This window comes from Rhodanobacter sp. FW102-FHT14D06 (assembly GCF_043950705.1).
GTDB lineage: Bacteria > Pseudomonadota > Gammaproteobacteria > Xanthomonadales > Rhodanobacteraceae > Rhodanobacter.
Map to the genome: position 1 here is coordinate 1,787,995 of NZ_CP170722.1, position 27,000 is coordinate 1,814,994.

22 protein-coding genes are annotated in these 27,000 nt (G+C 68.0%); 11 read left to right on the forward strand and 11 right to left on the reverse strand.

The genetic code is table 11. From position 1 onward, the window contains the following. Nucleotides 1–2 precede the first annotated feature (2 nt). The 3 genes from ACFCQI_RS08125 to ACFCQI_RS08135 form a co-directional block, all read right to left on the reverse strand. Nucleotides 3–1,508, reverse strand: a complete 1,506-nt coding sequence (locus ACFCQI_RS08125; protein WP_395120934.1) for a HEPN domain-containing protein — start codon at nucleotides 1,506–1,508, stop codon at nucleotides 3–5. A gap of 744 nt (nucleotides 1,509–2,252) precedes the next feature. Further along, the gene (locus ACFCQI_RS08130) at nucleotides 2,253–3,656 is read right to left on the reverse strand and encodes an aspartate aminotransferase family protein (RefSeq protein WP_395120935.1); all 1,404 of its coding nucleotides are present in this window, start codon (nucleotides 3,654–3,656) and stop codon (nucleotides 2,253–2,255) included. A 51-nt stretch (nucleotides 3,657–3,707) separates the two neighbouring features. Beyond that, nucleotides 3,708–4,406, reverse strand: a complete 699-nt coding sequence (locus ACFCQI_RS08135) for an MtnX-like HAD-IB family phosphatase (RefSeq protein WP_395120936.1) — start codon at nucleotides 4,404–4,406, stop codon at nucleotides 3,708–3,710. Nucleotides 4,407–4,572: 166 nt separating this feature from the next. Between ACFCQI_RS08135 and ACFCQI_RS08140 the strand changes: the two genes are divergently transcribed. From ACFCQI_RS08140 to ACFCQI_RS08160, 5 genes are read left to right on the forward strand one after another with little or no spacing between them, the layout of a single operon-like run. Beyond that, the gene (locus tag ACFCQI_RS08140) at nucleotides 4,573–5,196 is read left to right on the forward strand and encodes a phosphatase PAP2 family protein (RefSeq protein WP_395120937.1); all 624 of its coding nucleotides are present in this window, start codon (nucleotides 4,573–4,575) and stop codon (nucleotides 5,194–5,196) included. Nucleotides 5,197–5,249: 53 nt separating this feature from the next. Further along, nucleotides 5,250–6,638: a TolC family protein gene (locus ACFCQI_RS08145; protein ID WP_395120938.1), complete on the forward strand. Its 1,389-nt coding sequence runs from the start codon at nucleotides 5,250–5,252 to the stop codon at nucleotides 6,636–6,638. Continuing rightward, nucleotides 6,635–7,702: an efflux RND transporter periplasmic adaptor subunit gene (locus ACFCQI_RS08150; RefSeq protein WP_395120939.1), complete on the forward strand. Its 1,068-nt coding sequence runs from the start codon at nucleotides 6,635–6,637 to the stop codon at nucleotides 7,700–7,702. Before ACFCQI_RS08145 ends, ACFCQI_RS08150 begins: the two co-directional genes overlap by 4 nt. Continuing rightward, nucleotides 7,699–10,770 carry an efflux RND transporter permease subunit gene (locus ACFCQI_RS08155; RefSeq protein ID WP_395120940.1) on the forward strand — a complete coding sequence of 1,024 codons (3,072 nt, stop codon included), beginning with the start codon at nucleotides 7,699–7,701 and terminating at the stop codon, nucleotides 10,768–10,770. The genes ACFCQI_RS08150 and ACFCQI_RS08155 overlap by 4 nt, the downstream gene beginning before the upstream one ends. A gap of 31 nt (nucleotides 10,771–10,801) precedes the next feature. Next, the gene (locus ACFCQI_RS08160; RefSeq protein ID WP_395120941.1) at nucleotides 10,802–11,839 is read left to right on the forward strand and encodes a YncE family protein; all 1,038 of its coding nucleotides are present in this window, start codon (nucleotides 10,802–10,804) and stop codon (nucleotides 11,837–11,839) included. Nucleotides 11,840–11,884: 45 nt separating this feature from the next. Here the strand turns inward: ACFCQI_RS08160 and ACFCQI_RS08165 are convergent, their stop codons facing one another. The 8 genes from ACFCQI_RS08165 to ACFCQI_RS08200 all read right to left on the reverse strand — a co-directional run bounded on the left by ACFCQI_RS08165 (nucleotide 11,885) and on the right by ACFCQI_RS08200 (nucleotide 20,691). After that, nucleotides 11,885–13,075: a glycosyltransferase family 9 protein gene (locus tag ACFCQI_RS08165; protein WP_395120942.1), complete on the reverse strand. Its 1,191-nt coding sequence runs from the start codon at nucleotides 13,073–13,075 to the stop codon at nucleotides 11,885–11,887. Nucleotides 13,076–13,284: 209 nt separating this feature from the next. Then, nucleotides 13,285–13,593: a PepSY domain-containing protein gene (locus ACFCQI_RS08170; protein ID WP_395120943.1), complete on the reverse strand. Its 309-nt coding sequence runs from the start codon at nucleotides 13,591–13,593 to the stop codon at nucleotides 13,285–13,287. Between the two features lie 377 nt (nucleotides 13,594–13,970). Continuing rightward, the gene (locus ACFCQI_RS08175; RefSeq protein WP_395120944.1) at nucleotides 13,971–15,116 is read right to left on the reverse strand and encodes a glycosyltransferase family 4 protein; all 1,146 of its coding nucleotides are present in this window, start codon (nucleotides 15,114–15,116) and stop codon (nucleotides 13,971–13,973) included. Next, nucleotides 15,113–15,859 carry a polysaccharide deacetylase family protein gene (locus ACFCQI_RS08180; RefSeq protein WP_395120945.1) on the reverse strand — a complete coding sequence of 249 codons (747 nt, stop codon included), beginning with the start codon at nucleotides 15,857–15,859 and terminating at the stop codon, nucleotides 15,113–15,115. Before ACFCQI_RS08180 ends, ACFCQI_RS08175 begins: the two co-directional genes overlap by 4 nt. Before the next feature lie 140 nt (nucleotides 15,860–15,999). Continuing rightward, nucleotides 16,000–17,394 carry a sensor histidine kinase gene (locus tag ACFCQI_RS08185; protein ID WP_395120947.1) on the reverse strand — a complete coding sequence of 465 codons (1,395 nt, stop codon included), beginning with the start codon at nucleotides 17,392–17,394 and terminating at the stop codon, nucleotides 16,000–16,002. After that, on the reverse strand, nucleotides 17,391–18,056 hold the full coding sequence (locus ACFCQI_RS08190) for a response regulator (RefSeq protein WP_395120949.1): 666 nt from the start codon (nucleotides 18,054–18,056) through the stop codon (nucleotides 17,391–17,393). Before ACFCQI_RS08190 ends, ACFCQI_RS08185 begins: the two co-directional genes overlap by 4 nt. Nucleotides 18,057–18,193: 137 nt before the next feature. Continuing rightward, complete coding sequence (locus tag ACFCQI_RS08195) at nucleotides 18,194–19,747, reverse strand: EAL domain-containing protein (protein WP_395120950.1); 1,554 nt, start codon at nucleotides 19,745–19,747, stop codon at nucleotides 18,194–18,196. A 101-nt stretch (nucleotides 19,748–19,848) separates the two neighbouring features. Then, on the reverse strand, nucleotides 19,849–20,691 hold the full coding sequence (locus ACFCQI_RS08200; protein ID WP_395120951.1) for a hypothetical protein: 843 nt from the start codon (nucleotides 20,689–20,691) through the stop codon (nucleotides 19,849–19,851). A gap of 332 nt (nucleotides 20,692–21,023) precedes the next feature. Between ACFCQI_RS08200 and ACFCQI_RS08205 the strand changes: the two genes are divergently transcribed. The 6 genes from ACFCQI_RS08205 to mnhG are packed head-to-tail and all read left to right on the forward strand — an operon-like array spanning nucleotide 21,024 to nucleotide 26,970. Next, nucleotides 21,024–23,924: a monovalent cation/H+ antiporter subunit A gene (locus ACFCQI_RS08205; RefSeq protein WP_395120952.1), complete on the forward strand. Its 2,901-nt coding sequence runs from the start codon at nucleotides 21,024–21,026 to the stop codon at nucleotides 23,922–23,924. Beyond that, nucleotides 23,924–24,265, forward strand: coding sequence for a Na+/H+ antiporter subunit C (locus ACFCQI_RS08210; RefSeq protein ID WP_395120953.1), 342 nt, complete (start codon nucleotides 23,924–23,926; stop codon nucleotides 24,263–24,265). Before ACFCQI_RS08205 ends, ACFCQI_RS08210 begins: the two co-directional genes overlap by 1 nt. After that, the gene (locus ACFCQI_RS08215) at nucleotides 24,262–25,857 is read left to right on the forward strand and encodes a monovalent cation/H+ antiporter subunit D (protein WP_395120954.1); all 1,596 of its coding nucleotides are present in this window, start codon (nucleotides 24,262–24,264) and stop codon (nucleotides 25,855–25,857) included. Before ACFCQI_RS08210 ends, ACFCQI_RS08215 begins: the two co-directional genes overlap by 4 nt. Then, complete coding sequence (locus ACFCQI_RS08220; protein ID WP_395120955.1) at nucleotides 25,854–26,342, forward strand: Na+/H+ antiporter subunit E; 489 nt, start codon at nucleotides 25,854–25,856, stop codon at nucleotides 26,340–26,342. Before ACFCQI_RS08215 ends, ACFCQI_RS08220 begins: the two co-directional genes overlap by 4 nt. After that, the gene (locus ACFCQI_RS08225; RefSeq protein WP_395120956.1) at nucleotides 26,339–26,620 is read left to right on the forward strand and encodes a K+/H+ antiporter subunit F; all 282 of its coding nucleotides are present in this window, start codon (nucleotides 26,339–26,341) and stop codon (nucleotides 26,618–26,620) included. Before ACFCQI_RS08220 ends, ACFCQI_RS08225 begins: the two co-directional genes overlap by 4 nt. Continuing rightward, entirely contained in the window at nucleotides 26,617–26,970 is a 354-nt protein-coding gene (mnhG, locus tag ACFCQI_RS08230) for a monovalent cation/H(+) antiporter subunit G (RefSeq protein ID WP_395120957.1), read from the forward strand. Before ACFCQI_RS08225 ends, mnhG begins: the two co-directional genes overlap by 4 nt. Nucleotides 26,971–27,000: the final 30 nt, after the last annotated feature.

Genomic DNA, 27,000 nt, shown 5'->3' on the forward strand with positions numbered 1-27,000 from the left:
GCTCAAGACGACGATTCGTTCGGACTTTCAGCGTCCTTCACGCCGATATACATCATTGGTGTCGTTTCAGCTTCAGGATGGTTCTTCCTGTGTTCTGCGTTGTTGAGCTGGATAAGGTATTGGCTGTCCTTGCAGGCATTGAGAAGCGACTTCGCGATAGCTGATTGGGGAACACCCACAAAATCCAGATACAAGGCTCGGATAAGGTGCCGCATGCGCACGCCCGCGCGATGCATCTCGACACCATCCAACGTCAGTTCCCTGGAAGCTTCGTCCCAATGGGTGTAGTAGTTCCGGGTGATGACCCAGCTTCGAGGTACGGCGCCGTCTCCACCGAGGATATGCCTCCTCAGGGGAAGCTTCAGGCGGCTGACCAGCGCGTCAAGGCGCTTACGTAAAGAGACCTCATTGCCGTACCGGATGCGCGATTTCAGCGCATCCCTATGATCCGGCCCAATAGTTTTCGGTATCGCATTGCTTAGGGCGTGCTTGACCGTTTCGTAGTTCGCTTCTGAGGTATAGAGTCCGGGCATGGTCGCGCGATGAAACCCCTCGAGAGCCTGCATTAGCGATAGAAATTCGACATGCAGCCAGAGGTTCTCCGATGACAACACGCTCAGAGCCAGTTGGCACGGCATCGCGATTTGATCGTATAGCTCGAACCACTTCGCGAAGGTGGCGCCGAGATCCGCATCCATGTTGCTGCGAAGCATGTAGAAGTCGCTGGGCTTCCGATGGGCGCAATAGTTCGCCTCACGCAGGGCAACCAAGACCGCAACGCTGATATCGGAGTTTGCAACCTTAGCGGTAACTTCGTCGGGTGCCATTGGAGTACCCGCCAAGAAGGCGAGCAGTGTCGTTACCTTGCCGAGCTGCGCAAAAAACCAGTCAAGATTCTGCGGCGTGTTGGTCTGTATCCGAAGGCATGCGGAAGTCATGACCGAAATTTCGGTGATTAGGTCTCCCGAGAAGGTCCTGTCTATGCCCCAGCCTAGAGTGGCTGGCGGTGAAGAAATCTCGCTCTTTTCCTCCGGCAAGCTCTCAATGCGGTAGATGACGCTAGGTGCCGTTTCCTTCGTCTTATGGAGAATGGTTTGCTCGATACCGGATGGGCACAGCCATATCTGCAACCCGGGTATGCGAACCCGAATCTCGCTATAGAGCGTCTGTGCATCGACGTGCGCGCCGACGACGACCCAGCTGGAAACTAGTCTCTCGGGCTGTCTAAAGCCAGCCGGGCCGATGCTTAGGCCCGCGCCTGCTCTCGATGCGTCTAGGAGCGTGACGAGCTCGCTTTTGGTCGTCGCTCCATAGACGGTGGGGTAAGTGTGGACCTCGTCCCCGTATATGGCACCACGAAGAGGGGTGAAGCTGTCGTGCAGTTCCAGGGACGCCTGTTGGGAAGTCCATGAAAGAGTCCCAGGAATCTTCTGTGCTTCTTCCTCGCTAGAAGGAAGGAACCATTCTCCAACGAACTCGGCATGAGCTGGAATTCGATGCGTCGTCACGACTCCCCCAGAATGTTGGCTAGGGATCTAGTCTATGGGATGACCTGCTACCGCAGGCCGGTAGATGACACCAAAAATTAGATGTCTACAGGCCGCTTCTGGCCGATAGAAGACGTTCCCTTTGCCCGCAGCGCCCTGCTCTCGCAACCGCGCAGCGGTTGCGCACCGAGTGCGGGCCAGGATGGCCCGCTGCTCTACCCGGGGCCCCTGTGCGGCGGTGAGTCGGGGTCGACAGGCCGCGCAGCGGGGCATCGGCATGGCGAGGGCATGGATGCCCGAGTTGAGGCAACGCAGGAGCGGTTGCCCGATGCCGATGCCTTTTCGCCAGCACATGGATGTGCTGTCGAAAAGCCCGGCCCCGGCTCACGGACTTGCCGGGCAGGAGCCCGGCAAGCGCCAAGCGGGGTGGCCTTTCTCTTTGGTTACTTTCTCTTTACTCCGGGCATCCTGCCCTCCGCCCTTCGGGCCGGCTTCGCCGTTCGCATGCGCTCCTGCGCATGCGTGGCCACGCAAAGAGAAAGTAACTCGGCTGCCGAAGGCAGACGAAAGCTCTTGCTCTCAAATGCCGTCGCGCCAAGCAAAAGCATCACGCGCGAGCGCGCTCCTACAGTGGCATTCGGCGTCTGTCGGGACGAATGAAGTGCGATGCCTGTCTTCGCCGGCATGGCGGGGAGAGGGAAAAAGTCGCGGGCATGAAAAAGGCCCGGCAGCCACCTGCCGAGCCTTTGATCCACGCCGCGCAAATCAGCCCTTCTTGGCCTTCGTCAGCAACTGATCCAGCAGCGCGATCGCCAGATCGATCTCCTCGTGCGTGATGTCGAGCGACGGCGCGAAGGTGATCACGTTCTTGTACCAGCCGCCCACGTCGAGCACGAGGCCGATCTTCTTGCCGTTGTGCGTGAGGTCGCCGGCGAGGCCGATGTCGACCATCCTGTCGAGCAGCGCCTTGTTCGGGGTGAAGCCGTCGTCGGTGCAGATCTCGGCGCGCAGCGCCAGGCCGAGGCCGTCGACGTCGCCGATTTCTTTGTGCTTTTTCTGCAGCTCGCGCAGGCCGGCGAGGAAGTGCGCGCCTTTCTTCGGCACGCTGGTCTCGTAGTCCAGCTCGTAGCCCATCTTGATGACTTCGAGGCCGAGCGAGGTGCCGAGCGGATTGGAGTTGAAGGTGGAGTGGGTGGAGCCGGGCGGGAAGATGGTGGGGTTGATCAGTTCCTCGCGCGCCCACAGGCCGGACAGCGGGTTGAGGCCGTTGGTGAGCGCCTTGCCGAACACCACGATGTCCGGCGTCACGCCGAAGTTCTCGATCGACCACAGCTTGCCGGTGCGCCAGAAGCCCATCTGGATTTCGTCGGACACCAGCAGGATGCCGTACTGGTCGAGCACCTTCTTCAGGCCCTTGAAGAAGTTCATCGGCGGGACGACGTAGCCGCCGGTGCCCTGGATCGGCTCGACGTAGAACGCGGCGTATTCGCACTGGTTGGTCTTGGGGTCCCACACGCCGTTGTATTCGGTCTCGAACAGGCGCGCGAACTGGTGCACGCAGCTGTCGGAATATTCTTCGGCCGTCATGCCCCTGGGGCGGCGGAACGGGTACGGGAACGGCAGGAACATCGCGCGCTCGCCGAAGTGGCCGAAGCGGCGGCGGTAGCGGTAGCTGGAGGTGATCGACGAGGCGCCCAGGGTGCGGCCGTGGTAGCCGCCCTCGAAGGCGAACATCAGGCTCTTGCCGTTGCGTGCGTTGCGCACGATCTTCAGCGAATCCTCGATCGCCTGCGCGCCGCCGACGTTGAAGTGCACGCGCCCGTCCAAGCCGAACTTCTTCTTCGCGTCCAGCGCCACCGCCTTGGCCAGCTCGATGCGGCTCTGGTGCAGGTACTGGCTGGCCACCTGCGGCAGCAGGTCGATCTGCTGCTTCAGCACGTTGTTGAGGCGCTTGTTGCCGTAGCCGAAGTTGACCGCCGAGTACCACATCTGCAGGTCGAGGAACGGCACGCCGGCGCTGTCGAACATGTAGCTGCCTTCGCAGGTACGGAAGATTTTCGGCGGGTCGACGTAATGCACGGTGTCGCCAAACGAGCTGTATTTCGCCTCGTCGGCCAGCAACTGGGCGTCATCGATCACCACGGAAGTGTTCTTTTCGAAAGCATTCATGGGAAGTCCGGTATCGGGGGGAGCAAGGGGGAGAGTGCAGGCCGGCGCAACTCAGGCTGCCGACAGCGCCACCGCACGTGAGCGTTCAAGCAGGCTGCCGTCGAGCAGCTGGGGCAGGAATTCGAGCGCATCCTCGAAGCCGGTGATCGGCACATAGGGAATGCCGGCGGCGCGGCAGTGCTCGATCAGCCGGTGCTTGGCGAACACGAAATCGACGCGATCCGCAGCGCAGAAATCCGAGGCGCCGTCACCGATCAGCAGTGTCCTCGCGCCGCCTTCGCGAGCCTGTGTCACGCAGGCGCACTTGCAGGTGCCGCTGCGGCAGCCATCCGCCTGGAACGGGGAGGTCAGTTGCCACTGCCTTGGCGGCTCCGCTGGCGCCAGATGGTTCGCCGCCAGCGGCAGGTCATCGAGGCCGTAACGGGCAAGAATGCGGTGGATCGCATAGTCCAGGCCATCGCTGACCACCCGCAGCGGCACGCCCAGTTCGCGCACCTTCGCCACGAAGCCCGGGAAGGCGTGGTCGATCCAGATCTCGGCCAGATGCGCGTCGAGTTCATCGCGCGTCATCTGCAACAGGTCGACCTGCCCGGCCATGCATTCGCGCGAACCGATGCGTCCGGCGCGCCACTCCTGCTCCAGCACCTCCCAGCCGGGGCGGCCGAAACGGTCGAGCAGCGAGTCGATCACGTCCTCGACGGAAATGGTGCCGTCGAAATCACACAGGATGGTCCAGCCAGACACGGGCATCACGAACTCACATGGGCAGCAATGGTGCCCAGCTTAGAAAGGCTGCCTTTCCAGCTCCTTTCCGGTCGCGGGTGCCCGCGTGGCATGTCTCTAAGCAAACCGAAAGCCGGCTTGCGTAACTTCGGGCGGCACAGACCAGCACACCTGTCTGGTCGGAGAGAAACGCATGCGCGCCCTGCCATCGTTGCTGTTCTGCCTTGCCCTGCTTGCCTCGGGCCGCGCCTCGGCGTCCGGTGGCCCGCTGGGCATCGATCATCGCATCCACTATGACAACAGCGGCATCTGGAAGCGCTCCAACCAGAACGTGCTGATCTACGGCACGATTACCACGGTGGTCGGCGGTGCGCTGGTGTTCGGCGACCAGGACAAACTGGGCGACACTTTCTGGCGTTCGGTGGATGCGCTCGCGGTGACCAGCATCGGCACAACCGGACTCAAGTACGCCTTCCAGCGCGAACGCCCCTCGCAGACCAGTGATCCGGATCGCTTCTTCGCCGGCACCCACGCACAGAGCTTCCCCAGTGGCGAGGTGGCCGCCATCTCGGCGGCGGTGACGCCGTTCATGGTGAATTACGGCCATGATCACCCGGCGGTGTACGCGCTCGCCCTGCTGCCGGTCTACGACGCCATCGCCCGGGTGAAGACCCGCGGCCACTGGCAGAGCGACGTGCTGGTCGGCGCCGCACTGGGTACCGGCGTGGGGCTGTGGGCCTCGCATCGAAACTCTCCCCTGATCATCGGCTGGCTGCCGGGCGGCTTCCAGGTCGGCTTCATCCATCATTTCAAATGATGCGGGGCAAGCACCCCGCCACGCGTCATTCCGCTGCGAGCGCGCGCCGCGCCATGGTGCCGCCTCGCCATGGCCGCTGGGTCAGCCTGATGCTCGCCATGGCGGCGGGCCTGTCCGGTTGCGCCACCTACGCCGACTTGCCACTGGGCAGCGGCGCCGGGGCGGACAGCGTGGCGCAACTCACCGCGCCGACCTCGGCCATGCCGTTGCCCGCACTGGCGACACACCGCTTCGACCCCGGCGACGGCCTCGACGTGACCGAGGTGGCGATGCTGGCGGTGGCCAACAGCCCGCAGTTGCGCGTCAAGCGCGACGAGCTGGGCATTGCGCAGGCGCAGGCCTTCGCGGCCGGCCTGCTGCCCGATCCGCAACTGGCGTTGTCGGCGGATTTTCCACGCCAGTCCGGTGCCGGCCTCAGCACGGCCTACAGCCTGGGCCTGAGCGAAGACATCACGGCCTTGCTGACCCGTTCCTCGCGCCTGGCCACGGCACGCGGCCAGGCCAGCCAGGTCAATCTCGACCTGTTGTGGGCCGAGTGGCAGACCGTGGCGCAGGCGCGGCTGCTGTTCGACCAGGTAGTGAATCTGCGCGCGCAGCAGGCGCGACTCGAGCACGAGCAGGCGGCGCTTGCCACGGTCAGCGGCTACATCCGCAGCGCGCTGCAAGCGGGCAACCTCACCTACGACAGCGCCAGCGCCGGCCTGAATGCCGAAGCCGATGTGCACAAACGGCTGGCCGATACCGCGATCGCGCTGCATCAGGCCCAAAGCGATCTGCACCAGTTGCTGGGACTGGCACCGACGGCCACGCTCGACCTGGTCGGCCCGCCTTATTTCAGCCAGCCCACGCCGGCGCAAGTGCAGGCCGCGCTTGACGACCTGCCGCGTCGGCGGCCGGACCTGCTGGCGCTGCAGGCTGGCTACCAGTCGCAGCAGGCCAAGCTGCGCAGCGCGATCCTGGCCCAGTTCCCGGCACTGAATATCGGCTTCAACACCGCACGCGACACCAGCGCGGTCTACACCAACGGGCTCAGCATCGGCATCACCCTGCCGCTGTTCGATCGCAACCGCGGCAACATCGCGATCGAGCGGGCCACGCGCCAGCAGTTGCATGACGACTATGCGGCGCGGGTACTGGGCACGCGCGGTGACATGCAGCGGATCACCCGTGACCTGGCCACGCTCGATCAGCAACTGGCCACGCTCGGCGCGCATGCGCGGCAACTGGATCAGGCGCGCGCATCCGCCGAGCGTGCCTGGCAGGCCGGCATGCTGGACTGGCCCACGTATCTGGCGATACGCGGCAACGCCCTGGGCGCCGATCTCGACCTGCGCCAGGTGCAACTGGAGCGCGCCAAACAGTCGATCGCGCTGGAAGCGCTGCTGGGCAACACCGATCTGGCCGCCACCCATCCCGCCTCCACGCAAGCATCCCCGCCATGAATCGTTTCCTCATCCTTTCCCTGCCGTGCATGATCCTGCTGGGCGGCCTGTTGCTCGGCTGCAGCAAGGCCGCGCCCGATGAAGACGAAGCGGCGGCGCCGGCGGGCGAAGTCGTGGTGACCACCGCCACGCCGACGCAACAGACCTTCCACGACAGCATCGACGCCTGGGGCAGCGCGGCGGGTGATCCGCAACATGCGCGCTCGATCAGTCTCGCCCACGGTGGCCAGGTCACCGCGCTGCAGGTGGCTGCGGGCCAGCCCGTCAAGCGCGGCCAGCCACTGCTGACGATCGCCCCGGATCCGGCGGCGCGCAGCGCCTACCAGCAGGCGCAGACCGCCCTGACCCTCGCCACGGGCGAGCTCAAGCGCACCGAACAACTGGCGTCGCAGCGGCTGGCCACGCAATCGCAATTGGCCACGGCGCGCAAGGCGCTGGCCGATGCGCAGTCGGCGCTGGACGCCCAACGGGCGCTGGGCGGCGGCGCGGCCAGCGAAACCGTCGATGCGCCGGCCGATGGGCTGGTCACCAGCTTGCAGGTCGGCCTCGGCGAACGGGTGGCGGCGAACGCGCCCTTGCTCAGCTTCACGCCCACCCAGGCCCTGCTCGCCGTGCTCGGCGTGCAGCCGGACGATGGCGCGCGGCTGCGCCCGGGGATGCCGGTGCAGTTGCAGCCGGTTTATGGCTCGCGCGAAACCTTTGTCGGCACGCTGCGCATGGTTGGCCAGTCGATCGATCCGCAGACCCACCTGCTCAACGCCCAGGTCGAATTGCCGGCCGCCGCCAGCGCCAGCCTGGTCGCGGGCGCGCCCCTGGATGCGCAGATCCACGCCGCGGATTTCACCGCATGGGCGGTGCCGCGCGGCGCCGTGTTGCACGACGAGCATGGCGACTATCTGTTTCAGGTCGAACACGGCCACGCCAAGCGGATCAAGGTGACCCTGCGCAGCGGGCAAGGCGACCCGGTGGGCGTGGACGGGCCGCTGGATGCGAAGGCCAGGGTCGTCGTGCTGGGCGTGTATGAACTCAACGACGGCGATGCGGTGCGGGAGGCGGCCAAGTGAGTCTCACCGCATGGATGCAACGGCATCGGCGCTCGCTGTTGTTCCTGGCCCTGATGCTGACGCTCGGCGGCATCGCCAGCGCCTTCCTGATGCCGGTGGCGCTGTTTCCGAACGTGGCGTTTCCGCGCGTGCAGCTGACCCTGGACGCGGGCGATCGCCCGGCCGACCAGATGGCGATCGAGGTGACCACGCCGGTCGAGGAAGCGGTGCGCCGGGTGCGCGGCGTGCGCGACGTGCGTTCCACCACCAGCCGTGGCAGCGCGGATATCGCGATCAGCTTCGACTGGGGCGCCGACATGGCCGCCGCCTTGCAGGAGGTCAACGGCGCGGCAAGCCAGGTGCTGCCGCAGCTGCCGGCCGGCACGCAGGTCTCTTCCCGCCGGATGGATCCGACCACGTTCCCGGTGCTGGCCTACAGCCTGCGCTCGCACACGCTGTCGCCCTCGGCCTTGCACGACCTGGCGGAATACCAGTTGCGCCCGCTGCTCAGCGGCATCAACGGCGTGGCCCACGTCGACGTGCAGGGCGGCGAAGTGGCCGAGTTCCACGCCGATGTCGATCCGGGCAAGCTGCGCGCGCTGGATCTGAGCCTGGCCGAGGTGTCGGCGGCGGTCAGCCATGCCGCGACGATCCAGGCGATGGGCCGGGTCTCCGATCACTACAAGCTGTACCTGCTGCTGGCCGACAACCAGCCGAAGACCGTCGATACGCTGCGCAACATCGTGTTGCGCGCGGGCCCGAACGGCATCGTGCGACTGGCCGACGTGGCTCGCGTCAGCCTGAGCCATGTGCCGCAGTGGATCCGGGTCAATGCCGACGGCCAGGACGCGGTGCTGCTGCAGGTCTACCAGCAGCCGGCGGGCAACAGCGTGCAGATCGCCGCCGAGGTGAAGCAGCGCCTGGCCGATTTCGCGCCGCAGATGCCGGCGGGGGTGAAGGTGGCCAACTGGTACGACCAGACCCAACTGGTCACCGGCGCGGCCAGCAGCGTGCGCGACGCGATCCTGATCGGCATCGTGCTGGCCGGCCTGGTGCTGTTCGTGTTCCTGCGCAATACGCGGGTGATCCTGATCGCGCTGATCGTGGTGCCGGCCGTGCTGGCGATCACCGTGCTGCTGCTGCGCGTGCTCGGCATGAGTTTCAACATGATGACGCTGGGCGGCATGGCGGCCGCGGTCGGACTGATCATCGACGACGTGATCGTGATGCTCGAACACATCATGCGCCGGCTGCACCAGGACGAAGGCGACGTGCATGAACGCATTGCCGGCGCCGCGTGGGAGTTCACCCGCCCGCTGACCGGGTCCAGCGCCGCCACCGTGGTGATCTTCCTGCCCTTGGCGTTCCTGTCCGGCGTCACCGGTGCGTTCTTCAAGGCGCTGTCGCTGACCATGGCCAGCGCGCTGATCATTTCCTACCTGCTGACCTGGGTGGCCGTGCCGTTGCTGGCCGAGCGCTTCCTCGACCAGCGTCACCTGGCGGAGCACCCGCCATCGCGTTTCACCACGCGGATGATGGACGGCTATCACCACGTGCTGGATCGCTGGCTGAAACGGCCATTGCTGATGCTGCTGCTGATCGTGCCGCTGGTGCTGGTGGGCGGTTTCGCCTACACCCGGGTGAACACCGGCTTCATGCCGAAGATGGACGAAGGCGGTTTCATCCTCGATTACCTGTCCAAGCCCGGCACCTCGCTGGAGGAAACCAATCGCCTGCTCAACCAGGTGGAGACGATCATCCGCGCCAATCCCTACGTCGACACCTATTCGCGGCGCACCGGCCTGCAACTGGGCGGCGGTCTCACCGAGGCGAACCAGGGCGACTTCTTCGTGCGCCTGAAAAGCGGCTCGCGGCCCTCGACCGAGGAGGTGATGACCCAGGTGCGCACCGCCGTGGAAAAACAGGTGCCGGGACTGGACATCGATCTGGCGCAATTGATGGAAGACCTGATCGGTGACCTGGTGGCAGTGCCGCAACCGATCGAGGTGCAACTCTACAGCGACGACCCGACCCAGCTCGACGCCACCGCTGGCAAGGTTGCCGCTGCGATCGGCAAGATCAACGGCGTGGTCGGCGTGCTGGACGGCATCAACCCGGCGGGCGATGCGCTGACCGTGCAGGTCGACCCGGCCAAGGCCGCGTTGCAGGGGCTGGATCCCACCGCGGTCACCGACCAGGTCGCCGCCGCGATCGACGGCACCGTCGCCACGCAATTGCCGGTCGATGGCAAGGTGGTCGGCGTGCGGGTGCGTTTGCCGGATGGGGCGCGCCAGCGGCTCGACCAGGTTGCCTCACTGCCGATCCGCGCCGCGGACGGCCATCTGTTTCCGCTGTCGCAAGTGGCCACGCTGCAGCAGGTGCAGGGCCAACCGGAAATCACCCGCGACAATCTCAAGCGCATGGTGGCGGTGACCGGACGCATCAGCGGGCGCAGCCTCGGCGCGGTGATCGGCGACGTGAAGAAGGCGCTGGCGCAACCCGGACTGCTGCCGAAGGGCATGTTCTACCAGCTCGGCGGCGTCTATCAGCAGCAGCAACAGGCCTTCCGCGGCCTGACCATCGTGATGCTGGCGGCGATCGCGCTGGTGTTCACCCTGCTGCTGTTCCTGTACGAAAGCTTCCGCGTGGCGCTGGCGATCCTGGCAATGCCGTTGCTGGCCTTGCCCGGGGTGTTCGCGGGACTGTGGCTGAGCGGCATCGAGCTGAACATTTCCTCGATGATGGGCATGACGATGATCGTCGGCATCGTCACCGAGGTGGCGATCTTCTACTTCTCCGAACTCAAGGATGCCGAGGAGAGCATCGCCCTGCACGGTGCCCTGCACGAAGCCGGCAAGCACCGCACCCGCCCGATCCTGATGTCCACCCTCGCCGCGATCCTGACCCTGCTGCCGCTGGCGCTGGCCATCGGCCAGGGCTCGCAGATGCAGCAGCCGCTGGCGGTGGCGATCATCTCCGGCATGTTGCTGCAGTTGCCGCTGGTGCTGCTGGTGATGCCGGTGCTGTACGCGCTGCTGCGTCGCCACGACACACCGCCCGCTGCAAACGGACCTGCGCCCGCAGGCTGATGTTCTCCGTCCCCACGCCAAGGTGACTGCCATGCAAACGCAAAGACTGCTTCGCTCCCTCGTGCCGGCCGCGCTGGCCTTGCTGCTCGCGCCGGTGGCGGGCCGTGCCGCATCGCCTGCCCCGGTACCGCGGTTGTTGTCGACTCTGCCGCTGGGTGGCGCGGGCGGCTGGGATTACCTCAGTTTCGACGCGGCGCCGCGGCACCTGTTCGTCAGCCGCGGCGATCGCGTGCTGGTGATCGATGTCGACGCGAACCGGCAGATCGGCACGGTTGCCGATACCCCCGGCGTGCATGGCATCGCGATCGCCGACGACCTGCAGCGCGGTTTCACCAGCAACGGCAGGAGCGCCTCGGTCACCGAGTTCGACCTGCGCACGTTCAAGCCGCTGGCGACCATCGGCGGCACCGGCGAGAACCCCGACGCCATCGTCTACGACGCCCCCTCGCAGCACGTGCTGACCTTCAATGGCAGGAGCCATTCGGCCAGCGTGATCGACCCGGCCAGGGACGCGGTGATCGCCACCATCGCGCTGCCCGGCAAGCCGGAGTTCGCGGTGTCCGATGGCGCCGGCCACATCTACGACAACATCGAGGACAAGTCCGAGCTGGTGGAGATCGACACCGCCGCCAATACGGTGCTGCACGTCTGGCCGCTGGCGCCGTGCGAGTCGCCCAGCGGGCTGGCCATCGACGTCGCGCACCAGCGGCTGTTCTCGGTCTGCGACAACCGCCTGATGGTCGTCACCGATGCGCGCGACGGCCACCAGGTCGCCCGCGTGCCGATCGGCGACGGCCCGGATGGAGTGGTGTTCGACGCTGCGCAGTCGATGATCTACAGCGCCAACGGCGGCAGCGGCACGATCACCGCGATCCATCAGGACGACGCCGACCACTATCGCGTCCGTGCCACCCTTGCGACCCAGGTCAGCGCGCGCACGCTGACACTGGACCCGAAGCTGCACCGGCTCTATCTCTCCGCCGCGCGTTTCGGCAGCGCGCGGCAGCCGAATGGCCGGCACACGATCGTGCCGGGCAGCTTCGCCGTCCTGACCGTGGGGCAGCCTTGACGGTTGCGGCGACCAGCCCATGCCGGCCCGCCCCCGGTGCGGGCTTCACGCGTGACGTTGCGCCTGATCGAGGGAGGGTGAGGCCGGTTCGCTGATCGCGCGCGACGACGACAACCGCGCACACCAGCGCGCGGCGGTGACCGCCACGGCCGCGGCATTCATGCCGCGGGTATCCAGCGCGGCATTGGCGCCGCCATGCGGCCCGTACTTGGCCGGATCGGTCACCGAGAACAGGCCCAGCGTGGGCGTGCCGCTGGCGGCGGCCAGGTGCATGACGCCGCAGTCGGCGCTGATGAAGCCGTCCATGCAGGAGATCATCGCGGCCATCCGGCGCAGGTTGCGCGAGTAGTACGGCGCCAGTTGCGAGCCGAGCTGCGAGCGCCCATGCGCCGCCAGCATGTCCACCAGCTGCACCTGCGGGCACAGCGACTGGAACGTGTCCACGAACTGCCGCCACCAGTCCTCGCTGTAGCACTTGGCACCGGTGGCGTTGGGGAAGATCGCCACCGTCATGTCGCGGTGCCCGCCTGCCTCGCCACGGACCCGCGCCAGTGTCTTGGCCGCCGCCTGCTTCTCGCCGGTGGTCAGGTCGAGATTGAGTCGGGGATAGTCGGCGGCGATCGTGCCGGCATACGCCTGGCGCAGCAGGAACACGCCGCGGTCGGCCAGGTGGGCAGGCCACGTCAGCGCATGCCATGCGGAGGCGGGATTCACCAGCGCATCCGGAAATCCCAGCTTGTGTCTGGCCTGCGCCATGGCCAGCGCGATCCGCCCCGACTGCGAGCCGTTGCAGGCGTCGATGGCGAGGTCGTAGCGGCATCGTCGCAGCGCGCGCAATACCCCGGCGGAGTACCAGATGTGCCGGGCGATCTTCTGCGGCAACGCGAAAACGTCGTGGACACTGAACCGGTTCGCGTACAGACAGGCCGTGGCGTGGCTGCCGAGGATGTCGATCTCCGCGCCCGGATAAAGCGTCTCGATCTCCGCGATAAGCGGGCTGATCAGCACACTGTTGCCCAGCCGGTGATTCGGGCGGCAGACCAGCACCCGATGAATGCCGGTGGTCGGCAAGCCACCCGGAGCGCATAACTGACCACCCACCTTGTGGAACATCCGGCGCAGCATCCAGCTCACCGCAACCCGTCGCCAGGCGTCTTTCGGGAGCGATCGCTTGAGCGAACCGGTGGCCGTTGGCGGCGCGGCGACGAACTGGCGGACGATAGCGGTGATGGTCATGACGCCAGCATGAGGCACGTCGCTTTCAGCTCGCTTATCGACCGGTGAGGATCTGGTTAAGGCAACGCACGAACCGTGCCCCGATGCCCGTCATTCCCGCTTTCGCGCACCGTTGTCCGGAATGAATCCGCAGGCACCCCGGCCGCTCATCGCAGCCTGCCGCACGGACTGGTTCCGGTTGACCGCTCCAGCGCGTCGTCAGGGATGCCTCAATCGTTGTCCGCGCCTTCCAGCGAGTTCTCCAGCACCTTGCCGGTCTTTGCGTCGACGCCGACCTCGTGCGTCGCCTTGGCGGAGCTGATGTCGAACGAGTAGCGCAGGCCGCTGCCGCCGGGCTCCTGCTCCAGCTCCTCCTTGACGATCTTGCCGGGATACGCCTTCAGGGCGATGTCGCGGGCATGACTCATGTCGATCTTCGCCTGCGTCTTGAGATTCGCCGGCGGGGTGGCTTGCGCCGGCAGGGTGGCGCTGGCCGCCAGCAGGGCCAGCGCGAGGGAAACAACCAGTACGTTGCGCATGTTCATTCCTTCAGTCATGGGGGAATGACAGCGTCGCCGAACAAGCTTCGTGGACGCTTAGGGATGCTCTGATCTATTCCACGCACCCGGCATGACGTCCAGAAGGCCCGCAGGGTGTGTTGCGTGGCGCAGGGCAGACTGGTCGTCTGTTCAAGCTACGCGGCGCAGCCTGCGGGCCTTCTGGACGTCACCCCATCATTTGATTCAATGCGTCGGGGCCGCACTGTATGCGCGCAGCGGTTCGCCCCAGCGTCTGGACAGACGGCCAGTCTGCCGTCGCCGCTGCGACAAACCGCTGCGCGCATACAGCGCGGTGACGGGTACGCGGAACAGATCAGGGCATCCCTGGTGCCGGCCGGATGCGGCGGTGTTCCTGCTCAACCCGGCAGTCGCCATCTTCCGCGAGGCCGATGCGGAGGGATGCCCGTGCTGCCGGCCTTCGAGGTGCTCGCGGCGGTCAGCAGGTGCACGAAGCGGGCCGCGATCACGCCGGTGCTGAAGCGCTCGCGCACGAAGGCCTCGGCCGCCACGCCCATCGGCTGCCGGCGCGACGGGTCGCACATCGCCACGATGGCGGCACGCCATGCTTCGACGTCGCCGGGCGGCAGCAGCACGCCGGTGACGCCCGGCTGCAGCGTTTCCGGAATGCCGCCGATGTCGCTGGCCAGTACCGGCAGGCCGGCGGCCTGCGCCTCCACCGAGACGCGCCCGAAGGTTTCCGGGGCGATGGACGGAAAGGCCAGCATCGACATGGCGCTGTAGTACGGGTGGATGTCGTTGACCCAGCCCGGGAAATGGTGGCGGTTGCCCAGCGGATGCGCGGCGGCGCGCTCGCGCAGCGCCTGTGCATCCGGGCCGTCGCCCAGCCACAGGCAATGCAGTCGCGGCTGCTGCGCCATCGCCGCGGTGGCGGCGTCGAACAGGGTGAAGATGCCCTTGCCCCGCTGCATCCGGCCGCAGTAGCCGAGCACGACGGGGTCGCCGAAGATGTCCAGGCTGCGCAGGATCGCGCTGCGCTGCACCGGGTCGTGCCGGCACAGCGCCATGTTCACCGGGTTGTACAGCACCTGCACCAGGCCGGGCGGCACGCCGCGTTGGAGATAGGCGCGGCGTGCGTGGCGGGACACCGCGAAGAAGCGGTGCGCCAGCCGCGGCAGCAGCCAGGCCGAGACGCGCTTCATCGGTGGCACGCGGTGGCGGAACAGCACGACCGGGATGCGCAGCAGCCGGCCGATCACGATCAGCGGCCAGTACTCCTTGCCGAAGTTGCCGACCAGCCAGTGCGGCCGCAGCTGCCGCGCAGCGCGCAGCACCGCGGCGAAGCCGCGCAGGTCCAGCGCATTGCGGAACGTGGCGCGGTGCAGTTGCACGGCGGTGTCGGCAAGCTGCTGTTCGATCAGTCCGTCGGCGGCCGTGACCACGCCGACCTCGTGGCCGGCCTCGGCCAGCGCCTGCGCCAGCGCGACGAAATGGGTGGCCGCGCCGGTATGCTCCGGGTTGGTGCCGACCAGCAGGAATTTCATGCGCGGCGATCCTCGTAGCGGGTCAGCACGCGCGCCGCGAACTGCGGCAGCAGGTGGTGCCGCGCCACCTGTATCCGCGGCAGTCGCCACAGGTCGGCGCCGGCCACGGCGCGCCCGCGGCGCGTGGTGGTGGCCGCCGCGTAGCCGGCTTCGCGGGCCACCGCGACCACGCGCTCGTCGACGTCGCCGTAGGGGTAGCAGAACTGGGTCACCGCGCAGCCGAGGCGATCCTCCAGGTCGGCCTTGCAGCCGTGGATCTCGCCGTGCAGGACGGCGTCCGTACATTGGCTGAGCCGCGGATGGCTGCGCGTGTGCGCGCCGATCTCCATGCCGGCGTCGTTCCAGCGGCGCATGTCCGCGGCGGACATCAGCGGCTTGCGGATGCCGAGCCGTTCGGCGTCCCACGTGTTGAAGCGGCCGATGCTGCCGCTGACCATGTAGATCGTGGCGCTGAAGCCGAACGACTGCAGCACCGGCAGCGCCGCGTCGAGGTTGTCGACGTAGCCGTCGTCCAGCGTGATGGCGACGACCCGTCCGCGGCGTTCGCCGCGCAGGTACGGCAATGCCGCCGACATCGACAGGCCGGCGTATCCCAGCTGCTGCAGCAGCCACATCTGCCGCGCGAATCTGGCCGGGCTGACATACAGGCTGCGGTAGCTGCGCAAGCCTGCGGGGGTTGCCGCGATGTTGTGATACATGAGCACGGGCACGATCTGGCCGCCCGCCTTTCCCGCCTTGTCCATGCCTGTTCCGCCGCACCCGGGTTTGCCCGCCACCGGCACGCATCGGCCGGGGTCATCGGCCGGCATTCTCCGGGCGGCCGGCTTTCAGCCGGCTTACGGAGGCGCAGGCTGGCGTTTCAGTGTCGTGACGGGCGCTTCGCTCAGTCGTTGCGCGGGATGCTCACGTGCACGCGCAGGCCGTGGCCGAACGGCGAATCGAGCAGCTCGATGCTGGCGCCGTGCAGCTCGGCGGCGCGCTGCACGATCGACAGGCCGAGACCGTAGCCTTCGCCGCGGCTGCTCGATTCGCGGTGAAAGCGGGCGAACACGGCGGCGCGCCGTTCGGGCGGGATGCCGGGGCCATCGTCGGCCACGTCGATGGTGGTGGTGACCACGCCCTGCGCAATCGACAACTGCACCTGGCCGCCGGCCGGCACGTGGCGCATGGCGTTCTCGATCAGGTTGCGCAGCAGCGCGGCCAGCGCGGCCTCGTGGCCCTGCACCTGCAGCGGGTGGTCGTCGTGGCTGAAGCCCAGCTCGGCGCCGCTTTCGGCGATCACCGGAGCCAGCTCCTCGATCACGTCGCTGGCCACGCGCACCAGGTCGACCGGCTGGCGCTGCTCCAGCGCGGTGCCGGATTCCAGCCGCGCCAGCGCCAGCAACTGCTCGACGCGCCGCGCCAGCGCGGCCACGTTGTGGCGCGCGCCGGCCAGGCTGGCCTCCGCTTCGGCGGGATCGCGGGTGGCCATCGCGCTCTCGATGTTGAGCATGATCGAGGCCAGCGGCGTGCGCAGCTCGTGCGCCACGTCGGCGCTGAAGCGACGCTCGCGCTCCAGTGCATCGGCGAGGCGCTGCAGTTGCCCGTTCAACGCGTCGAGCACGGGCTGCAGTTCCAGCGGCGCCCGCTCCAGCACGATCGCCTCGCGGCTGCCCAGCTTGCGCGAGGCCAGTGCGCCGGTCAGCGACTGCAGCGGGCGCAGGCCGCGCCGTACCGCCCAGCCGACCAGCAGGCCGAGCAGCGGCAGGCCGATCAGCAGCGGCAGGGCATGGTCGAACCACAGCGCGCGCAGGATGTCGTGGCGGCTGTCGTAGCGCTCGCCGGTGCGGATCACCAGGCCATCGCGCGGGTCGGACAGGGTGAACAGGCGCCAGCGGTAGCCGTCGGCGCGGATGTCGCGGTATTCGCCGTCGCCGGCTTGCGGCGCGGGCAGCGCGGCGAGGTTGGTGGTGGCCATCACCAGGCGGCCGGCGCGGTCGAATACCTGGAAGCCGACCTCGGACTCGAACGTGTGGCCGCGCCGGCGCATGGCCTGCACCGCGGGCGCCTCGATCGGTACCAACTGGCCATGCTGGCCGTGGCCGCGCAACACGTCGGGGCCTTCCTGGCCGAGGATCACCTGCAGCGTGCGGGCCGACTGCGCCAGCCGGCCGTCGGACAATTCGTTCATCTCCTGCATGATGCGCCGGAAGCTGAGCACCGCCAGCGGCAGCAGCACCGCCAGCATCACGCCGATGATCAGCCAGCGCAGCCGGCCGCGCAGGCTGGGCTGGCTCATTCGGGCTCCCGCGGGATCATGTAGCCGAAGCCGCGCACGGTGCGCACGGTGTCGTAGCCGAGTTTCTTGCGCAGCATATGCACCAGCACCTCCAGCGCGTTGTCGCCGACCACGGTGTCCAGACCATACAGCGAGTTCACCAGGCTTTCGCGGCGCACCAGCTTGCCGGCGCGTTCCAGCAGGATCTGCAGCAGGGCGAACTCGCGCCGGGTCAGTTCGATCGCCTCACCGCGACAGGTCACCTGCGAAGTGCCCAGGTCCAGCGCCAGCGCGCCGACCTCGATGCGGTTGACCGCCAGGCCCTGCGCGCGCCGGTTCAGCGAGCGGATGCGCGCGCACAGCTCGTCGAGGTGGAACGGCTTGATCAGATAATCGTCGGCGCCGGCATCGAGTCCGTGCACGCGCGCCTGCAGGCCGTCGCGCGCGGTCATCACGATCACCGGCGTGGTGACGTGGCTGCGGCGCGCCTCGACCAGCACGTCGAGGCCGTCCTTGCCGGGCAGGCCGAGGTCGAGCAGCACCAGGTCGGCGGTTTCGTCGCGCAGCGCGATGAGCGCCTCGCGGCCGTCGCGCAGCCAGCTCACCGTATAGGCGAGGCGTTCCAGCGCGCGCTGGATGGCGGCGCCGAGCTGGGCGTCGTCCTCGACCAGGATGATGTGCACGAACAGGCTCCGGTGTGGCGGCGGCCCGGCGGATTATCCGTGTGCCGGCTTAAGAAGTGCTTATGGCGCAGTCGACACGTCAAGAGCCGGTGGCTGCGCGGTCCGCGCGGAGGCGCTCGACCGGGTGCCGCCGGCAATCAGTCGGGCCCGGCCGGGCGCAACAGCTCGTCCAGCGGCTGCGCCTTGCCGAACAGCCAGCCCTGGGCAAACGCCACGCCGTGCTGACGCAGGAACTCGGCCTGGGCGTGGGTCTCCACTCCTTCGCTGATCAGCGTGAGCTTGAGCGAGCGCGCCATCGCGATGATGTGCAGCACCACTTCGCTGGTGACCGACCCGGTGCCGATGGCATCGACGAAGATCTTGTCGATCTTCAGGCAATCGGCGCGCAGCTGGGTCAATTGCGACAGGCCGGAAAAGCCGGTGCCGAAGTCGTCGATCGCCACCCGGATGCCCAGCGCATGGATGCGCGCGATCGTGCGGTTGGCGCTGGCCGGGTCGACGAAGGAGCTCTCGGTCACTTCCACGACAATGTTGTGCACGCCGATGCCGGGCGTGGTCAGCAGGCGCTGCAGGTGCTCGACGACTGCGCCGGACAGCAGGTCGCTCGGCGCCAGGTTGACGCTGATGTAGCAGCCCGGATATCGGCTGAAGAAGCGTGGCCCGTCGATGGCGACGCGGGCGAGCACGTATTCGGTGAAGCGGGCGGTCAGTCCGCAGTCGGCCGCGGCCTGCACGAACAGCGCCGGGCGCATGCCGATCTGCTTGTTGGCGGGCCAGCGCAAGAGTGCCTCGGCCCCGGCTATCGTGTTGGAGCCCAGCTCGACGATCGGCTGGTAGTACAGCACGAACTCCTGCCGGTTCAGCGCCGCCCGCAGCAACGCGGGCAGCGACGCACGCTGGCGCGCGAACATGACGATCGCGCCGACCAACGCCGCGCCCAGTGCCAGCCCGACGGGAAGCAGCAACAGGGCGAGCTCGCGCAGGCGGGAGCTCAGGTAGGCACGCGGAATCGCCGCGTAGGCGCCCACGTCGAAGCGTTCCGATCCCTGGATCGCCACCAGGTAGCCGCCGTCGTAGAAGATCGCGCGGGCCGCCTTGCCGTGCTGCTCCAGCCATGCCGGGTCGAAGTGGCCGTCACGGGCCCAGACCTTGCCGGCGCTGCGCCCGAACACGCCCTGCGCAAGGCCCGGCACGGAAGGCGTTTCGACCAGCAGGTTGTCCGGGTGAACCGCGGTGGCGTAATGGTCGCCGCTGAGCACCACGAACGGACGGCTGCCGTCGATGGAAACCCCGAAGTGCACCCGCGTGCCCTTCGGGCTCACGTACGCCGGTGGCCCCATCTGCAGGCCGTCGGCCTGCGGGCCGATGGCCGAGCAGGTGATGCGATCGCCGGAGACGTAGCCGGCCGCCTGCACGTAGTCGTAATCCAGCAGAATCCGGCGCAACTGCGCGCGTTTGGCCTCGGAGCACGTGCCGGAGGGATTCAACTCGGTCAACCGCTGATAGGCGGCCGCGGACTGTTCGCCCACCGCTTCCGTGCGATGGATGATGGCGCTGGCGATGTTCGATGCCTGGGCGCCGGCTTCCTCCATCGACTGGTGTCGGGCGATCAGCAGTGCCGCCACCAGCGGCAGGGCGATGGCCACGGTGCACAGCGTCAGCGCGATGGTGGTGGCAAACCGCCTTGGCATCGTTTCCCCTTGCCGCGCCCGTGTCGGGACGGCTCGTCGGAGCCTCGATGATGCACCAACGCTGCCGGCGTGCCTATCCGCTCATGCGCCGGCGGCACGCCTCAGAAGCGCAGGTGGACGAACAACGAGGGACCGTCAAGTTTCATGTCGAGGTTGGCGTGGTAGGCGTGCTTGCGCTGGTGCAGCACCACGCGGCTGTAGCCGTATTCGGCGCCGAAGCCAAGTTGTGGCCACGGCAGCCATTCCACGCCCAGCGCGGCGTTCACGATGTGGCCGCTGAGCCGGCCGCCGTTCTTCTTCACCCCGGCGGCGTCGGCATACATGCGCCACTGGTCGTTGAACGCATGGCGCCAGCCGAGCTGCAGCATCGGTGCCCAGGCGCCGTCGCTGGTGCCGGAGGAGACCTGCCCGACCGGCTCGCCGTTGACGCTGGCCTCGCCGCTGATGGCGGCATGCACGCGGTAGTAGGCGCCGCCCAGGCCCAGCCCGAACACGTCGTTGCCGTGGCCGAACCACCAGCGCCAGGAGGCGCTGCCGAAATCGAAGTTCAACTTGCCGCGCACCGTGGCGGCGGCCTCGTAATCGTTGCCGGCGTAGCTGATCGAGCGCGCCAGGCTCTGGCTGCGCGAGCGGTTGACGCTGTAGTAGTCGAGCGAGAAACCCTGGCTGTCGCCGACCAGGAAATCCAGTCGCGCGCGCGGCACGCGCTTGCGGTCGTTGAAGCCGAGATCGTTCTCCAGGCTGAAGTTGCCGCCGTACCGGCCGCCCGGATCGCTGACGCCGAGCGTGGTGTCGACGTGCGCGTCGTAGCCGCCCAGCCACAGGCTGACGCGATCGAGTGCAGGCGACTGCTGCGCGCCGGCGAGGCCGCTGCCCAGCGCCAGCGGCAGGAGGGCGGCGAGGCGCAGCGCGTGGCGGGGCCGACGAAGAGGTGGACAGGTCATCGATCATGTCTCCGGATGGGTGCGAGGCAACGCATGCGCGCGGCCATCCCGGGATTCCACGGGTGATGGTACGAACAGGTGGTGTGCAAGCGCCGTGCAGGGCCGTTGCCGCTTGCGCGCGGCGAACGATAGAATCGGGCGAGGAGTCCGGACGGTTCTGGCCGCCACGCTCCCAGCCCAGAGGTGAGTGCATGCGGGTGATCGCGACGATGGCCTGCCATGCCGCGCGCCTGCATGACAGCTGGTTCGAGGCGGTAGCCGTGCGTGATGCACCCGGGCGCCGGTCCGGTGACGGGCGACACCGACGATCTTTCCATCGAACGCAGTGAGCGATGCCCGACAACCTCATCCCAGGCGCCATCCTCTGCCTGCCTTTCGCGGCGGCGGCGGCGACGTGGCTGATGCGTGAGCGCGGGCACAATCGCGCCGCCTGGCTGATGACCGGCGCCGCGCTGCTCGGCCTGGCGCTTTCGTTGTGGCTGGCCCCGGCGATCCTCGCCGGCGAGGTGCTGCGCCAGATCATCCCATGGGCACCGTCGCTGGGTCTGGACCTGGTGCTGCGAGTGGACGGCTTCAGCTGGCTGATGCTGCTGCTGATCTGCGGCATCGGCGCGCTGGTGGGCGTGTACGCGCGCTACTACATGTCGCCGGACGATCCGCTGGCGCGCTTCTTCGCGCTGCTGCTGGCGTTCATGGGTTCGATGCTGGGCATCGTGATGTCCGGCAACGTGATCCAGCTGGTGTTCTTCTGGGAGCTGACCAGCCTGTTCTCGTTCCTGCTGATCGGCTACTGGCACCACGGCGCATCCGCGCGCGACGGCGCGCGGATGGCCCTGATCGTCACCTCCGGCGGCGGCTTCTGCCTGCTCGCCGGCATGCTGCTGCTGGGGCACATCGCGGGCAGCTATGAACTGGACGCGATCCTCGCTGCGGGCGAGGCGGTGCGCGCGCACCCGTGGTACACGCCGACCCTGCTGCTGATCCTGCTCGGCGCGTTCACCAAGAGCGCGCAGTTCCCGTTCCACTTCTGGCTGCCGCAGGCGATGTCTGCGCCCACGCCGGCGTCGGCCTACCTGCATTCGGCCACCATGGTGAAGGCCGGCGTGTTTTTGCTGGTGCGCTTCTGGCCGGTGCTGGGCGGCACCGACCAGTGGTACTGGATCGTCGGGGGCGTGGGCCTGGTCACGTTGATCCTGGGCGCCTACGCGGCGATGTTCGAGCAGGACCTGAAAGGCGTGCTGGCCTATTCGACGATCAGTCACCTGGGCCTGATCACCATGCTGGTGGGGCTGGGCAGCACGCTGGGCGTGGTGGCGGCGATCTTCCACATCGTCAACCACGCCACCTTCAAGTCCTCGCTGTTCATGGCCGCCGGCGCGGTCGACCACGAGGCCGGCACGCGCGACCTGCGCAGGCTCGGCGGCCTGTACCGGGTGATGCCGGTCACCGCCACGCTGGCGCTGGTGGCCGGCGCGGCGATGGCCGGGGTGCCGTTGTTGAACGGTTTCCTCTCCAAGGAGATGTTTTTCGCCGAGACGCTGGCAGTGCGCCAGGGCCCGCTGCTGGACGCGATCTCGGTGGTGATCGCGGTGGCGGCCAGCGCCTTCGGCGTGACCTATTCGATCCGCTTCGTGCGCGGCGTGTTCTTCGGTCGCATGCCCGCCGACCTGCCGCGCGAGCCGCACGAGCCGCCGCTGTGGATGCGCTTCCCGATCGGCTTCCTCGCGCTGGCCTGCCTGCTGGTGGGCGTGCTGCCGGGGCGGGTGATCGGACCCACCTTGCACGCGGCGGCCGGCGCGGTGCTCGGCGCGGAGATGCCGGCGTACAGCCTGGCGGTGTGGCACGGCCTGACCACGCCGCTGCTGATGAGCGTATTCGCCTTCGCCGCCGGCTGCCTGCTGTTCGCCAGCCTGCGCCGTCGCTTCGATACCATCGAGACGGCGCCGCTGACCAGCCGCTTCAGCGGCAAGCGGCTGTTCGAGCGTGCGCTGGCGCTGTTCGCGGCGGACTGGCCGCAGCGCATCGAGCGGCTCTATCCGAGCCGGCGGCTGCAGTCGCAGTTGCTGTGGATCGTGCTGCTCGCCCTGCTGGCCGCCGTGCTGGCGGCAACCACGGCACCGCTGGATTTTCGCCCGCACTGGTCCAGCATCGATCCGGCGTTCGCGCTGCTGTGGCTGCTCGGCGCGGCCTGCGCGATCGGCGCGGCAACCCAAGCCAAGTTCCATCGCCTCGCCGCGCTGGTGCTCAGCGGCGGCGCGGGGCTGGTGTCGTGCGTGAGCTTCGTGTGGCTGTCCGCGCCTGACCTGGCGGCGACCCAGCTGCTGGTGGAGGTGGTCACCACGATCCTGATCCTGCTCGGCCTGCGCTGGCTGCCCAAGCGCATTGCCGGGTTCACGCCCGAGGGGCGGCGCCAGCGCTTCCGTCGCCGCCGCGACATCGTGATCGCGCTGACGGTGGGCGTCGGCGTGGCCAGCCTGGCCTACGCCGCGATGATGCATCCGGTGGCCGATTCGATCTCGCGCTTCTTCCTCGAACAGGCGTACACCGAGGGCGGCGGCCACAACGTGGTCAACGTGATCCTGGTCGACTTCCGCGGCTTCGACACGCTGGGCGAGATCAGCGTGCTGGCGATCGTGGCGCTGACCGTGTTCGCCTTGCTGCGCCGTTTCCGCCCGGCCGCCGAAAGCATCCACGTACCGGAGCAACAGCGCCAGCAGACGGCGCTGGAGGCGGATGAACCCGGGCGCGCGGCGGACCATTCGCTGACCGACTACCTGATGATCCCCGGCCTGATCATCCAGTTGATGGCGCCGGTGATCCTGCTGTTCGGGCTGCACCTGTTCCTGCGCGGGCACGACCTGCCGGGCGGCGGCTTCGTCGCCGGCATCACCGTGGCGGTGGCGCTGATCCTGCTGTACATGGCGCGCGGCGCGCGCTGGGTGGAGTCGCGCCTGCGCGTGCTGCCGCTGCGCTGGATCGGCGCCGGGCTGCTGCTGGCCTTGTTCACGGGCTTAGGCTCGCTGGTATTTGGACGTCCATTCCTGACCAGTCATTTTCAGTACCTGGCGCTGCCGCTGTTCGGCCGCGTGCCGCTGGCGACGGCGCTGCTGTTCGACCTTGGCGTGTTCGCCACGGTGGTGGGCGCGACCATCCTGATGCTGATCGCGCTGGCGCACCAGTCGCTGCGGCGTCCGCGCCAGGTGTCGGCCGCCGCCGCGGAAGGGGAGGGCTGATGGAACTGGTGCTGGCCGCCGCGATCGGGATTCTTGCTGCCTCCGGCGTGTGGCTGCTGCTGCGTCCGCGCAGCTTCCAGGTGATCATCGGGCTGACCCTGATTTCCTATGCCGTGAACCTCTTCATCTTCTCCATCGGCGGCCTGCGCACCGGCGCCGATCCGGTGCTGCACGAGGTGGCCGGCAACGTCGCGCAGTACACCGACCCGCTGCCGCAGGCGCTGGTGCTCACCGCGATCGTGATCGGTTTCGCCACCACCGCGCTGTTCCTGGTGGTGCTGCTGACCTCGCGCGGGCTGACCGGCAACGATCACGTCGACGGCGAGGACGGCACGCCGTGAGCCAGCACCTGGTCGTCGCGCCGATCCTGCTGCCGCTGCTCATTGCCGCGCTGCAGCTGCTGGTGGGCGAGAAGCGCCGGCGCACGGCGCTGGCGCTGAGCATCGCCTCGTGCGTGGCGCTGGTGCTGCTGGCCGCCGCGCTGCTGCTGGAGGTGTCCGCCGACGGCGCGCTGGCGGCGGTCTACCGCATCGGCGACTGGCCGGCGCGCTTCGGCATCGTGCTGGTGGCGGACCGGCTTTCCGCGCTGATGGTGCTGCTCACCAGCGTGCTGGCGCTGGCGTTGCTGCCGTATGCGCTGGGTCGCTGGCAGCATCGCGGCGGCCATTTCCAGCCGCTGCTGCAGTTCCTGCTGATGGGCTTGAACGGCGCCTTCCTCACCGGCGACCTGTTCAATCTTTTCGTGTTCTTCGAAGTGCTGCTGGCGGCGTCCTACGGCCTGGCGCTGCACGGCTCCGGTGCGCGGCGGGTCAGCGCGGGGCTGCATTACATCGCGGTCAACCTGACCGCCTCGATGCTGTTCCTGCTCGGCGTCAGCCTGATCTTCGGCGTCACCGGCACGCTCAACATGGCGGCGCTGGCCGAGCTGATCCCGCACGTGCCGGAGCGCACCCGCGCGCTGCTGCATGCGGGCGCGGCGCTGCTCGGCGTGGCGTTCCTGATCAAGACCGCGATGTGGCCGCTCGGCTTCTGGCTGCCGCGCACCTACGCGGCCGCGGCGCCGGCGGTGGCCGCGATGTTCGCGCTGATGACCAAGCTCGGCATCTACGTGCTGCTGCGCCTCGGCCTGCTGCTGTTCGGCGCTGGCGCCGGGCCCGCCTCGGCGCATTTCGGCAGCGCGTGGATGCTGTGGGGCGGCATGGCCACGCTGGTGGCCGGCACCATCGGCATGCTGGGCGCGCGCGACCTCGGCAAGCTGGCAGGCTACAACGTGGTGGTCTCCGCCGGCACCCTGCTCGGCGCGATCGGCCTGCAGCAGAGCGCGGTGACCGCCGGCGCGCTGGCCTACCTGGTGATCTCCACCCTGGCGATCGCCGCGTTCTTCCTGATTGCCGGCCTGCTCGCCTCCGACGGCGACGACGATACCGACGACACGCTGAGCCTGGAACCGTACGAGCAGCCCGGCGAGACCCCCGCGAACGAAAGCCTGTACGCGCAGGAGGACGAGAGCCGCGTGGTGATCCCGGCGCCGATCGCGATGCTGGGCCTGAGCTTCTCGGCCTGCGCGGTGCTGCTGGCGGGGCTGCCGCCGCTGTCCGGTTTCCTGGCCAAGTTCGCCCTGCTGGCGCCGATGCTCGATGACGCCGGGCGCGGCGCGCAGCTGCTGTTCGCGCTGGTCGTGGCGGCCGGTTTCTGCACCGTGACCGCGCTGTGCCGCGCCGGCATCCAGATCTTCTGGGTCGAGCCGGAGCGGATCTTTCCGAAGGTGCGCCTCACCGAGAGCGTCTCCGTCGCGCTGCTGCTGGGGCTGTGCCTGCTGCTGACGGTCTGGCCCGAGCGGCCGCTGCACTATTTGCGCGACACCGCCGCGCAGCTGCATGCGCCGGGCAACTACATCCACGCCGTGCTGCCGGGCGCCGAGGTCGCACCATGATCCGCCGCTGGCTGCCGCATCCGCTGCTGTCCGCGCTGCTGGCGCTGATCTGGCTGATCTTCAACCAGAGCGTGTCGCCCGGCACCGTGCTGCTCGGCATCGTGCTCGGCATCGTGCTGGGCCGGATGCTCGACCTGCTGGACCCGCCCAAGGCGCGGCTGCGCAACTATCCGTTGCTGCTGCGCCTGTTCGTGCGCGTGGTGCTGGACATCGTGCGCTCCAACCTCGCGGTGGCGCGCATCGTGCTGTTCAACAAGCGCCCGTTGCACTCGGGTTTCGTGGCGATCCCGCTGGAGTTGACCGACCATTACGGCCTGGCCGTGCTGTCGTGCATCATCACCTCCACCCCCGGCACGATCTGGGTCAGCTACGACTCCGACGCCAACATCCTGCTGATCCACGTGCTGGACCTGGTCGACGAGGCCGGCTGGATCGACTCGATCAAGCAGCGCTACGAACGCCCCCTGCTGGAGGTTTTCCAATGAGCCACGAACTGCTCGACGTGTCGATCCGCGCGGCGCAGATTCTGCTGCTGCTGGCGATGGCCTTCTCGCTGATCCGCATGGTGCGCGGCCCGCGCGCGCAGGACCGCGTGGTGGCGCTGGACGCCCTGTACGTCAACGCGATGATCCTGCTGCTGACCATCGGCATCCGCAGCGGCAGCATGCTCTACGTCGAGGCCGGCCTGATCATCGCCCTGCTCGGCTTCGCCAGCACGGTGGCGCTGTCGAAATTCCTGATGCGCGGGCAGGTGATCGAATGAGCCATCTCGACGCCCTGCCGCCATGGGCAGCCATCATCGTCGCCGTGCTGATGCTGCTCGGCGCGCTGTTCGCCTTCGTCGGCTCGCTCGGCCTGCTGCGCCTGAAGAACTTCTACCAGCGCGTGCACGCACCCACGCTGGGCACCACGCTGGGCACGTTCTTCATGCTGGCCGCCTCGATCACCTGCTTCTCGGTGCTGCACGGCCGGCCGATCTTCAATGAAATCCTGATCGGCGTGTTCCTCACCCTGACCACCCCGATCACCCTGATGCTGCTGGTGCGCGCCGCGCTGTACCGCGACCGCGAGGAAGGCTCGCAGGACGTGCCGCAGGTTACGCGAGAGGACTGAACGCGCGCGAGCCGCCACGCGGCGTGGCTG

Coding starts and splice junctions, on each gene's coding strand:
- ACFCQI_RS08130 (WP_395120935.1), bottom strand. CDS start 3,656: ATGAATGCTTTCGAAAAGAACACTTCCGTGGTGATCGATGACGCCCAG.
- ACFCQI_RS08135 (WP_395120936.1), bottom strand. CDS start 4,406: ATGCCCGTGTCTGGCTGGACCATCCTGTGTGATTTCGACGGCACCATT.
- ACFCQI_RS08140 (WP_395120937.1), top strand. CDS start 4,573: ATGCGCGCCCTGCCATCGTTGCTGTTCTGCCTTGCCCTGCTTGCCTCG.
- ACFCQI_RS08145 (WP_395120938.1), top strand. CDS start 5,250: ATGGTGCCGCCTCGCCATGGCCGCTGGGTCAGCCTGATGCTCGCCATG.
- ACFCQI_RS08150 (WP_395120939.1), top strand. CDS start 6,635: ATGAATCGTTTCCTCATCCTTTCCCTGCCGTGCATGATCCTGCTGGGC.
- ACFCQI_RS08160 (WP_395120941.1), top strand. CDS start 10,802: ATGCAAACGCAAAGACTGCTTCGCTCCCTCGTGCCGGCCGCGCTGGCC.
- ACFCQI_RS08165 (WP_395120942.1), bottom strand. CDS start 13,075: ATGACCATCACCGCTATCGTCCGCCAGTTCGTCGCCGCGCCGCCAACG.
- ACFCQI_RS08170 (WP_395120943.1), bottom strand. CDS start 13,593: ATGCGCAACGTACTGGTTGTTTCCCTCGCGCTGGCCCTGCTGGCGGCC.
- ACFCQI_RS08175 (WP_395120944.1), bottom strand. CDS start 15,116: ATGAAATTCCTGCTGGTCGGCACCAACCCGGAGCATACCGGCGCGGCC.
- ACFCQI_RS08180 (WP_395120945.1), bottom strand. CDS start 15,859: ATGGACAAGGCGGGAAAGGCGGGCGGCCAGATCGTGCCCGTGCTCATG.
- ACFCQI_RS08185 (WP_395120947.1), bottom strand. CDS start 17,394: ATGAGCCAGCCCAGCCTGCGCGGCCGGCTGCGCTGGCTGATCATCGGC.
- ACFCQI_RS08195 (WP_395120950.1), bottom strand. CDS start 19,747: ATGCCAAGGCGGTTTGCCACCACCATCGCGCTGACGCTGTGCACCGTG.
- ACFCQI_RS08200 (WP_395120951.1), bottom strand. CDS start 20,691: ATGACCTGTCCACCTCTTCGTCGGCCCCGCCACGCGCTGCGCCTCGCC.
- ACFCQI_RS08205 (WP_395120952.1), top strand. CDS start 21,024: ATGCCCGACAACCTCATCCCAGGCGCCATCCTCTGCCTGCCTTTCGCG.
- ACFCQI_RS08210 (WP_395120953.1), top strand. CDS start 23,924: ATGGAACTGGTGCTGGCCGCCGCGATCGGGATTCTTGCTGCCTCCGGC.
- ACFCQI_RS08220 (WP_395120955.1), top strand. CDS start 25,854: ATGATCCGCCGCTGGCTGCCGCATCCGCTGCTGTCCGCGCTGCTGGCG.
- ACFCQI_RS08225 (WP_395120956.1), top strand. CDS start 26,339: ATGAGCCACGAACTGCTCGACGTGTCGATCCGCGCGGCGCAGATTCTG.
- mnhG (WP_395120957.1), top strand. CDS start 26,617: ATGAGCCATCTCGACGCCCTGCCGCCATGGGCAGCCATCATCGTCGCC.